Consider the following 9,871-nt stretch of genomic DNA (forward strand, 5'->3'; position numbering starts at 1 on the left):
CTACCAGAGCTGGTCGAAGCCCAACCCGAAGACCGCGACCAACGCCGGCTACATCAAGCACATCATCGACGTCGGGCACTTCTCGGTGCTCGAGCACGCCAGCGTCACCTTCTACATCACCGGCATCTCGCGGTCGTGCACCCACGAACTGATCCGGCATCGGCACTTCTCCTACTCGCAGCTGTCGCAACGCTATGTGCCGGAAGGGGATTCGCGCGTCGTCGTGCCGCCGGGCCTGGAAGACGACCCCGAGCTGCGGCGCCTGCTGACCGACGCCGCCGACGCCAACCGCGCCGCGTACGCGCGGCTGCTGGCCGGACTGGAAGCCAAGTTCTCCGACCAGCCCAACGCGATGCTGCGGCGCAAGCAGGCGCGGCAGGCCGCCCGCGCCGTGCTGCCCAACGCCACCGAAACCCGCATCGTCGTGACCGGCAACTACCGCGCCTGGCGGCACTTCATCGCCCAGCGGGCCAGTGAGCACGCCGACGTGGAGATCCGGCGCCTGGCCATCGAGTGCCTGCGCCTGCTCGCCGGGGTGGCCCCCGCGGTGTTCGCCGACTTCGAGATCTCCGCGCTGGCCGACGGCACCGAGGTCGCCACCAGTCCGCTGGCCACCGAAGGCTGAGGCTTCGTCGCGAGCGTGCGCAGATGTACGGCTTTCTCGGCGTGTCCCAGGACAGACACGCACGCTCGCGCGGGTGGTAACCGGCTTGCGACCGCCAGGTAACCTGAACACCGTGAGCATCGTCGGATTCGACGCCCCCGCACGGCTGGGAACCCTGCTGACCGCAATGGTGACGCCGTTTGCCGCCGACGGCTCTCTGGACACCACCGTCGCGGCCCGCCTGGCGAACCACCTGGTGGACGCCGGGTGCGACGGGCTGGTGGTGTCGGGAACCACCGGCGAGTCGCCGACCACCACCGACGAGGAGAAACTCGAGTTGCTGCGCGCCGTGCTCGAGGCGGTGGGCGACCGGGCCCGCGTCATCGCCGGCGCCGGCACCTACGACACCGCTCACAGCGTCCGGCTGGCCAAAGCCTGTGCGGCCGAGGGCGCGCACGGGTTGCTGGTGGTCACCCCGTACTACTCGAAGCCGCCGCAGAGCGGGCTGATCGCGCATTTCAGCGCCGTGGCCGACGCGACCGAACTGCCGATGCTGCTCTATGACATCCCCGGGCGTTCCGTCGTGCCCATCGAGGCCGACACCATCCGCGCGCTGGCGTCGCACCCCAACATCGTCGGGGTCAAGGACGCCAAGGCCGACCTGCACAGCGGTGGCCAGGTGATGGCCGAGACCGGGCTGTTCTACTACTCCGGCGACGACGCGCTGAACCTGCCCTGGCTGGCGATGGGTGCCGTCGGCTTCATCAGCGTGATCTCCCACGTGGCGGCCGGTCAGCTACGGGAGTTGTTGTCCGCCTTCGCATCCGGGGATATCGCCACCGCCCGCAAGATCAACGTCAGCCTCGCCCCGCTGTGCAACGCGATGTCCCGGCTCGGCGGGGTGACGATGTCCAAGGCGGGCCTGCGCCTGCACGGTGTCGACGCCGGTGACCCCCGGCTGCCCCAGATGGCGGCGACACCAGCCCAGATCGACGCGCTGGCGGCCGACATGCGCTGCGCAGCGGTGCTCCGGTGAGCTGGCAGTGGAGGTAGACCTCGCCCCACCGGGTCCTCTGGCCGCGGGCGGACTGCGGGTCACCGCGCTCGGCGGCATCAACGAGATCGGCCGCAACATGACCGTTTTCGAGCATCTGGGCCGGCTGCTGATCATCGACTGCGGGGTGCTGTTCCCCAACCACGACGAGCCCGGCGTCGACCTGATCCTGCCGGACCTGCGCCACATCGAGGACCGCCTCGACGACATCGAGGCCGTGGTGCTGACCCACGCCCACGAGGACCACATCGGCGCGATCCCGTTCCTGCTCAAGCTGCGCCCCGACATCCCGATCGTCGGGTCGCGGTTCACCCTGGCGCTGGTCGCCGCGAAGTGCCGCGAGCACCGCATCAAGCCGGAGTTCGTCCGGGTCGCCGAGGGGCAGCGCAGCACCCACGGGGTGTTCGAGTGCGAGTACTTCGCGGTCAACCACTCCATCCCGGACGCGCTGGCCATCGCGGTGCACACCGGCGCGGGCACCGTCCTGCACACCGGCGACATCAAGCTCGACCAGCTTCCCCTCGACGGCCGCCCCACCGACCTGCCCGGCATGTCGCGGCTGGGCGACGCGGGTGTGGACCTGTTCCTGTGCGATTCGACCAACGCCGACCATCCCGGTGTGGGGCCCTCGGAAAGCGAGGTCGGCCCCACCCTGCACCGGCTGATCCGGGGCGCCGACGGCCGGGTCATCGTGGCGTGCTTCGCCTCCAACGTCGATCGCGTGCAACAGATCATCGACGCCGCGGTCGCCTTGGGCCGGCGGGTGTCGTTCGTGGGGCGGTCCATGGTGCGCAACATGGGCATCGCCCGCGACCTCGGCTTCCTGCGGGTGGCCGACTCGGACGTGATCGACATCGGCGTCGCCGAGACGATGCCACCCGAGCGGGTCGTGCTGATCACCACCGGCACCCAGGGCGAGCCGATGTCGGCGCTGTCGCGGATGTCGCGCGGCGAACATCGCAGCATCACGCTGACCGCGGGCGACCTCATCATCCTGGCGTCGTCGCTGATCCCGGGCAACGAAGAGGCGGTCTACGGCGTCATCGACGCGCTCGCCAAGATCGGGGCCCGCGTCGTCACCAACGCCCAAGCGCGGGTGCACGTTTCGGGCCATGCCTACGCCGGGGAGCTGTTGTTCCTGTACAACGGCGTGCGGCCCCGCCACGTCATGCCGGTGCACGGAACCTGGCGGATGCTGCGCGCCAACGCCAAGCTGGCGGCGAGCACCGGGGTGCCCGAGGAGTCGATCCTGTTGGCCGAGAACGGCGTCAGCGTCGACCTCGTCGCCGGGCAGGCCGCCATCGCCGGGGCGGTGCCGGTCGGCAAGATGTTCGTCGACGGGCTGATCACCGGCGACGTCGGTGACATCACCCTGGGGGAGCGGCTCATCCTGTCGTCGGGGTTCGTGGGGGTCACGGTGGTGGTGCGGCGCGGCACCGGGCGTGCGGTGGGCGCCCCGCACCTGTTCTCCCGTGGGTTCTCCGAAGATCCCAAGGCGCTCGAGCCGGTGGTGAGCCGCGTCGAGGCGGAACTGGAGTCCCTGGTCGCCGACAACGTCACCGAACCCGCGCGGATCGCCCAGGCGGTGCGGCGCACCGTCGGCAAGTGGGTGGGCGAGACCTACCGGCGGCAGCCGATGATCGTGCCGACGGTCATCGAGGTCTGAGGCGGACCGCTAGATCTTCTCCGCGAAAGCCGACCATTCCAGCGTCGACGTGCCGAGCGCGCGGCCGGTCGGCTCGACGTAGCGCCGGGCGAGCTCGTCGGGACCGGCCTGCTCGACCAGTCGCCAGCCGTAGCCGGCGACGAACGCGGCCACCTCGTCGGGTTGCAGGCCGAAATGCCACAGCTGCCGGCGCTGCCGGACGGCGCGGTACAGCGCGCGGGTGCCGTACCGGTTGGTCCCGTCGATGAAGTCCCTGCGGACGTAGGTGAACACCAGCCGGCTGCCCGGGGCGGCGGCCCGCAGCCCCTCGAGGGTCCGCCGGACGGTCGCCTCCGTCAGGTACTGGGTCACGCCCTCGCAGATGAAGAACACCCGGGACCCGGGCAGATAGCCGTGTTCGCCCAGCGCGGTGAGCAGGTCGTCGCGCTCGAGGTCGAGGGCCACCAGCCGCACCGACAGCGGCAGCTCGCCCAGCACCCGGCGCACCGTCGTGAACTTCCGGGCGACGTTGACCGGCAGGTCCACCTCGAAGACCGGCCTGCGGACCCGCCGGGTCAGCTGGTAGGCGCGGGTGTCCAGTCCGGCGCCCAGGATGACGACGGCGTCGATGTCGTCCAGCGATTCGGTGAGCTTGTCGGCGATGAACCGTTTGCGGCAGGCCAGGCTGGCCCACAACCCCGGGCCGGACCACTCCGACCCGCGGATCATCAGGCGGCGGATCGGGGCGAACCGGGTGGCGGCGACGAGCCGCCGCAGCGCCGCCGGCAGGAACAGCTCGGCGAAGTCGTCGTCCACCAGACGCCGGCCGGGTGGCTCGTTCTGTTCCACGGCCGCCAGCACCATCGGTCCGAGGGCGGTCTGGGCCACGGGGTTGCGCGCCATGAGCGACTATTTGTTCAAGAAACCCGCATCGACCGGCAGGGTCACGCCGGTGACGTAGCGCGCCTGGTCGGACACCAGCCAGGCCACCGCGTTGGCGATGTCCTCGACGTCGAGCACCTCCACCGGCATGGCATTGCCCATGGCGCCCGGCGTGTCCGTCCCGGCGGCCATCTTGGCCAGCCACTCCCGGGTGAACTCGTTGTTGATCATCGGGGTCTCGACGCCCGACGGATGGATCGAGTTGACCCGGATGTACTGCGAAGCAAGCAGATTCGCGTACACCCGCATCAAACCGACCACCCCATGCTTGGCGGCGGCGTAGCCGACCGAACCCGCGTCGGGGCTGCCGACGCCGGCCAGCCCGGCCGACGAGCTGATCAGCACGATCGACCCGCCGCTGCCCTGCCTGACCATCGTGGGTATCGCCACCTTGATCGTGTTGTAGACGCCGGTCAGGTTGACGTCGATGACGTCGCGCCAGCCGTCGTCTCCGGACTGCATGGGCGCGATGCCGGCGTTGGCCACCACGATGTCGAGCCGGCCGAACTCGTCGAGGCCCGCCTGCAGGGCCGCCGACAGCGACGCCCGGTCGCGCACGTCGCCGCGGGCGGCCACGATGCGCGCGCCGGCGTCCTCGACGAGCTTGACGGTCGCGGCCAGGTCCTCCGGGGTGGCCAGGGCGTAGGGGACGCTGGCGATCTGCTCGCACAGGTCGACCGCGATGATGTCCGCGCCGTCGGCGGCCAGCCGGACCGCGTGCGCGCGGCCCTGGCCGCGCGCCGCACCGGTGATGAACGCGACCTTTCCTTCCAGCGGACGGGCCATTACGCGCGCAACTGTCCCTTGTCCCGGTCGCCCGCGGGCACCGGCTGCAGCATCTTGATGTCGGGCTGTCCGGCCAGGTGCTCGCCGATCGCGGTGAACATCTTGGCGACCGCGGGGGCGGTGCTGTGCGCCTTGAGCGCGTCCTCGTCGGCCCACTGCTCCACGAAGACGAACGTCTCGCCCGACTGGTGCAGCGAATACAGCTGGCATCCGGGTTCGCCGTGCACTTCCTCGACCGAGGTGGTGAGGATGTCGCGGGCGGTGTCGACCGATTCGGGCTTGACGGTCATGGTGGCGACGACGACGACGGGCATGCGAGGGCCTCCTGGGACTCCGTGAACGGCTGGGTGCGTTGCGGGCGGGAATGACGTGGATCACCCTACTCACGCGTCCCGCCGACACGCCCGGCGCGGCGCCGGCGACCGAATCGTTACCAGTGTGGCGGGTGGTGCAGATGTTGTCTTTGCGACTACGCTGAACGCCATGGCTAGTAAGACCGTCGCCCGCTCCGGAAACCGAACGAGCAGGTCAAAGGCCACTTCGCGGGGCGGGTCCCGAAGTGCGCGACCGGCGCCCCCCCGCAAGAAGGCGAACCGGCCCGGCCCGCGCCGGCAGCGTTCGCTCCTGGTCACCGCTGGGGTGACCTGCGGGCGGGCGGCGCGGGCGGCCTGGCTGATGACCGCACGCGGCACCGGCGGCGCGGCACGGTCGATCGGGCGGGCCCGCGACGCGGCCCGTGACATCGAGCCCGGGCACCGCCGCGACGGCATCGCGCTGGTCCTGCTCGGCGTCTCGGTCGTGGTCGCGGCGAGCTCGTGGTTCGACGCCGCGCGCCCGGTCGGCGCCTGGGTCGACACGCTGTTGCGGACCTTCATCGGCTCGGGCGTCCTGCTACTGCCGCTGGTCACCGCCGCGGTGGCGGTGACGCTGATGAGGACCCAACCCGACCCCGACACCCGGCCGCGGCTGATCCTCGGCGGCAGCCTGATCGCCCTGTCCTACCTCGGCCTGTGCCACCTGTGGTCGGGATCGCCGGAGGACCCCGACGCGCGCCGCCGCGCCGCCGGTTTCGTCGGTTTCGCCATCGGCGGGCCGCTGCGCGACGGGTTGACGGCCTGGATCGCCGCGCCGCTGTTGTTCATCGGCGCCCTGTTCGGGCTGCTGTTGCTGACCGGCACCACGATCCGCGAGGTGCCCGATGTCCTGCGCGACATGTTCGGCACCCGGCTGTTCCAGCGCGACTACGCCGACGAGCCCGACGGCGACGAGTACGACGAAACCGGCGACGAGGCGCCCGCGGCCGCCGAGGACTTCTCCGACGGCTACTACGACGAGGAGGCCTTCCACCCCGACAACGAGCCGCAGGCGTGGCCCTCCGCAGGCGGTGACGCCGAGGCCGGGCCGCCCCCGATCGAGGACGACGTGCCGACCGTTCCCGAGCCCGCCGCCAAGGGCCGCCGGCGCGGCAAGGCGGAGCAGGACACCATCGGGCTGGACCGGGTCGTCGAGGGGCCCTACACGCTGCCGTCGCTGAGCCTGCTGGTGGCCGGCGACCCGCCCAAGAAGCGCAGCGCCGCCAACAACGTCATGGCCGACGCGATCGGCGAGGTGCTCACCCAGTTCAAGGTCGACGCGGCCGTCACCGGCTGTACCCGGGGACCCACCGTCACGCGCTACGAGGTCGAGCTGGGGCCGGGCGTCAAGGTGGAGAAGATCACCGCGCTGCAGAAGAACATCGCCTACGCGGTGGCCACCGAGAGCGTGCGCATGCTGGCCCCGATCCCCGGCAAGTCCGCCGTGGGCATCGAGGTGCCCAACACCGACCGGGAGATGGTGCGGCTGGCCGACGTGCTCACCGCCCCGTCGACCCGCCGCGACCACCACCCGCTGGTGATCGGGCTGGGCAAGGACATCGAGGGCGACTTCATCTCGGCGAACCTGGCCAAGATGCCCCACCTGCTGGTCGCCGGGTCCACCGGGTCCGGCAAGTCCAGCTTCGTCAACTCCATGCTGATCTCGCTGCTGGCCCGGGCCACCCCCGAAGAGGTCCGGATGATCCTGATCGACCCGAAGATGGTCGAGCTGACGCCGTACGAGGGCATCCCGCACCTGATCACCCCGATCATCACCCAGCCCAAGAAGGCCGCGGCCGCGCTGGCGTGGCTGGTCGAGGAGATGGAGCAGCGCTACCAGGACATGCAGGCCTCGCGGGTGCGCCACATCGACGACTTCAACGCCAAGGTGCGCTCCGGTGCCATCACGGCGCCGCTGGGCAGCCAGCGCGTATACCGGCCGTACCCGTACGTCGTCGCGATCGTCGACGAGCTGGCCGACCTGATGATGACCGCGCCGCGCGATGTCGAGGACGCCATCGTGCGCATCACCCAGAAGGCCCGCGCCGCGGGCATCCACCTGGTGCTGGCCACGCAGCGGCCGTCGGTCGACGTGGTCACCGGCCTGATCAAGACCAACGTGCCGTCGCGGCTGGCATTCGCCACCTCCTCGCTCACCGACAGCCGCGTGATCCTGGACCAGGCCGGCGCGGAGAAGCTGATCGGCATGGGCGACGGCCTGTTCCTGCCGATGGGCGCGGGCAAACCCATCCGGCTGCAGGGCGCGTTCATCACCGACGAGGAGATCCAGGCCGTCGTCACCGCCTGCAAGGACCAGGCCGAACCCGAGTACACCGAGGGCGTCACCACCGCCAAACCGACGGGGGAGCGCACCGACGTCGACCCCGACATCGGCGACGACATGGACGTGTTCCTGCAGGCGGTCGAGCTGGTGGTGTCCAGCCAGTTCGGGTCCACCTCGATGCTGCAGCGCAAGCTGCGTGTCGGGTTCGCCAAGGCCGGCCGGCTGATGGACCTGATGGAGACCCGCGGCATCGTCGGGCCCTCGGAGGGCTCCAAGGCGCGCGAGGTGCTGGTCAAGCCCGACGAGCTGGCCGGCACGCTGGCCCTGATCCGCGGCGGCAGCGACGCCGACGGCGGCGACCCCGACGACGAGTAGCGCGCGCTCAGAGCACCAGCAGCATCCTGGAGTTGCCCAGGATGTTGGGCTTGACGTAGCTCAGGTCCAGGAACTCGGCGACACCGATGTCGTAGGACCGGCACATCTCCTCGAAGACCTCCGCGGTGACCGGCGTGCCCTCGATCTCGGTGAACCCGTGCTGGCCGAAGAACTCGGTCTCGAAGGTCAGCACGAACAGCCGCTCCAGCTGCAGCTCGCGGGCGACCTCGAGGAGCCGGTCGACGATCGCGTGCCCGATGCCCCGCCCGGTCATGGCGGGATCGACCGCCACGGTGCGGATCTCGCCGAGGTCGGCCCACATCACGTGCAGCGCCCCGCAGCCGACCACCTCGCCCGGCTTCTCGGGGCATTCGGCCACCCAGAACTCCTGGATGGCCTCGTAGAGAGTCACCAGGTTCTTTTCCAGCAGGATCTTGCCCGCGTAGGTGTCGACGAGCCGCTTGATCGCGGGGACGTCGGATGTGCGCGCGCGCCGGACTACCGGACGGTGGTCCTCAGGGCTTTCGGTCACGGGTAACAGTATCGACATCAGGGACGTGTGAACTGGTCAACCGCTATTCTGTTGCCGTGTCCGGGCACCCTCAAACGAGTCCGATCTCAGATCGCGCCCGGATAGCCAACCTCGCTAATGTCCTGACCGGCGTGCGGTTGATGCTCGTTCCGGTCTTCCTGCTCGCCCTGTTCGTGGGCGACGGTCACCAGATCGTCGGCCGCATCGTGGCCTTCGCCATCTTCGCGGTCGCGGGCATCACCGACCGGTTCGACGGCCTGCTGGCGCGCAATTACGGCATGGCAACGGAATTCGGCGCTTTCGTCGATCCGATAGCCGACAAGACGCTGATCGGCTCGGCCCTGATCGCGCTGTCGATGCTGGGCGACCTGCCGTGGTGGGTGACCGGGGTGATCGTGACCCGCGAGGTCGGGGTGACCCTGCTGCGCCTGGCGGTGATCCGGCGCGGCGTGATCCCGGCCAGCTGGGGCGGCAAACTCAAGACCGTCGTCCAGTCGGTCGCGATCGGGTTGTTCGTGCTCCCGCTGTCGGGGCCCTTCCGGATCGCGGCGGCTGTGGTGATGGCCGCCGCGATCGTACTCACGGTGGTCACCGGGATCGACTATGTGATCTCGACCGTCCGCGAAGTTCGGCGCACGCCCCGCTGATCGCCGGGCGCGAACGGGAACCAACGCCACCGCCGCCGCCGTTCACCCTGTGAAGAGCCTGGACTGAAGGAGAGCAGGATGCCGCCATTGGTGCGCGAGGTTATCGGCGACGTGCTTCGCGGGGCCCGGATGACGCAGGGCCGGACGCTGCGCGAGGTGTCCGATTCGGCGCGGGTGAGCCTCGGATATCTGTCCGAGGTCGAGCGCGGTCGCAAGGAGCCTTCCAGCGAGTTGCTCAACGCGATCTGCCACGCGCTGGACGTGCCGCTGTCCGCGGTGCTGACCGACGCCGGCGAGCGGATGGCCAGCGAGGAGCGTGCGGTCCGCGCCGCGCCGGGCAGTGGGCCCGGCGGCACGACCATCGACGCCGACACCAAGGTCGTCATCCCGCCGGTGCCGTCCCTGGCCGTGGCCTGAAACGCCCGGATCGGACGTCCCGGGTTCGAGCTGCAAGGGTGGGGCTATCAGTGCCGACCCGTTAAATTGAGCGACAGGGCGGGCGCACGCACCCTGGCCGCGTCCGACACACGGCCCCGCCGGCCCTCGGGCAGCGGGCCCACAGGAAGCGAAGGTGGAGCTACTCATGGCCAACCCGTTCGTCAAAGCGTGGAAGTACCTGATGGCGCTGTTCAACGCGAAGATCGACGAG

General features: G+C 70.2%; 10 protein-coding genes and 1 pseudogene. 7 read left to right on the forward strand and 4 right to left on the reverse strand.

The annotated features are described in order from the left end of the window. The 3 genes from thyX to AC2VOR_RS10010 all read left to right on the forward strand — a co-directional run. On the forward strand, positions 1-625 hold a 625-nt coding region (thyX, locus tag AC2VOR_RS10000; protein ID WP_486963719.1), incomplete at its 5' end, for an FAD-dependent thymidylate synthase. A 112-nt stretch (positions 626-737) separates the two neighbouring features. Next, positions 738-1,640 carry a 4-hydroxy-tetrahydrodipicolinate synthase gene (gene dapA / locus AC2VOR_RS10005; protein ID WP_369739427.1) on the forward strand — a complete coding sequence of 301 codons (903 nt, stop codon included), beginning with the start codon at positions 738-740 and terminating at the stop codon, positions 1,638-1,640. Between the two features lie 7 nt (positions 1,641-1,647). Further along, positions 1,648-3,324: a ribonuclease J gene (locus AC2VOR_RS10010; protein ID WP_369739426.1), complete on the forward strand. Its 1,677-nt coding sequence runs from the start codon at positions 1,648-1,650 to the stop codon at positions 3,322-3,324. A 9-nt stretch (positions 3,325-3,333) separates the two neighbouring features. Here AC2VOR_RS10010 and AC2VOR_RS10015 read toward each other — a convergent pair whose 3' ends face one another. Genes AC2VOR_RS10015 through AC2VOR_RS10025 form a run of 3 tightly spaced genes read right to left on the reverse strand, consistent with a single transcriptional unit; the run spans position 3,334 to position 5,345 of the window. Continuing rightward, a complete protein-coding gene (locus AC2VOR_RS10015; protein ID WP_369739425.1) occupies positions 3,334-4,206 on the reverse strand; it encodes an SAM-dependent methyltransferase in 873 nt (290 codons plus the stop codon). A gap of 6 nt (positions 4,207-4,212) precedes the next feature. Further along, positions 4,213-5,031 (reverse strand): mycofactocin-coupled SDR family oxidoreductase, encoded by an 819-nt coding sequence (locus AC2VOR_RS10020; protein WP_369739424.1) that lies wholly within the window; start codon positions 5,029-5,031, stop codon positions 4,213-4,215. Further along, a complete protein-coding gene (locus AC2VOR_RS10025; protein WP_369739423.1) occupies positions 5,031-5,345 on the reverse strand; it encodes a putative quinol monooxygenase in 315 nt (104 codons plus the stop codon). Before AC2VOR_RS10025 ends, AC2VOR_RS10020 begins: the two co-directional genes overlap by 1 nt. On the opposite strand from AC2VOR_RS10025, the pseudogene AC2VOR_RS10030 reads away from it, so the two are divergent. Beyond that, positions 5,344-8,043: pseudogene (locus AC2VOR_RS10030) on the forward strand (FtsK/SpoIIIE family DNA translocase). The gene AC2VOR_RS10025 and the pseudogene AC2VOR_RS10030 sit on opposite strands and share 2 nt — an antisense overlap. Before the next feature lie 7 nt (positions 8,044-8,050). Here AC2VOR_RS10030 and AC2VOR_RS10035 read toward each other — a convergent pair. Next, on the reverse strand, positions 8,051-8,575 hold the full coding sequence (locus tag AC2VOR_RS10035) for an amino-acid N-acetyltransferase (RefSeq protein WP_369739422.1): 525 nt from the start codon (positions 8,573-8,575) through the stop codon (positions 8,051-8,053). A gap of 56 nt (positions 8,576-8,631) precedes the next feature. Here AC2VOR_RS10035 and pgsA point away from each other — a divergent pair, with 56 nt between their 5' ends. From pgsA to AC2VOR_RS10050, 3 genes are all read left to right on the forward strand, one after another. Continuing rightward, on the forward strand, positions 8,632-9,222 hold the full coding sequence (gene pgsA / locus AC2VOR_RS10040) for a CDP-diacylglycerol--glycerol-3-phosphate 3-phosphatidyltransferase (RefSeq protein WP_369739421.1): 591 nt from the start codon (positions 8,632-8,634) through the stop codon (positions 9,220-9,222). A 78-nt stretch (positions 9,223-9,300) separates the two neighbouring features. After that, on the forward strand, positions 9,301-9,639 hold the full coding sequence (gene clgR / locus AC2VOR_RS10045; protein WP_369739420.1) for a transcriptional regulator ClgR: 339 nt from the start codon (positions 9,301-9,303) through the stop codon (positions 9,637-9,639). 166 nt (positions 9,640-9,805) lie between these two features. Next, positions 9,806-9,871, forward strand: a 66-nt coding sequence (locus tag AC2VOR_RS10050) for a hypothetical protein (protein WP_486963720.1), incomplete at its 3' end; no start/stop codon positions are given.

This window comes from Mycobacterium sp. TH-M103 (assembly GCF_057473785.1).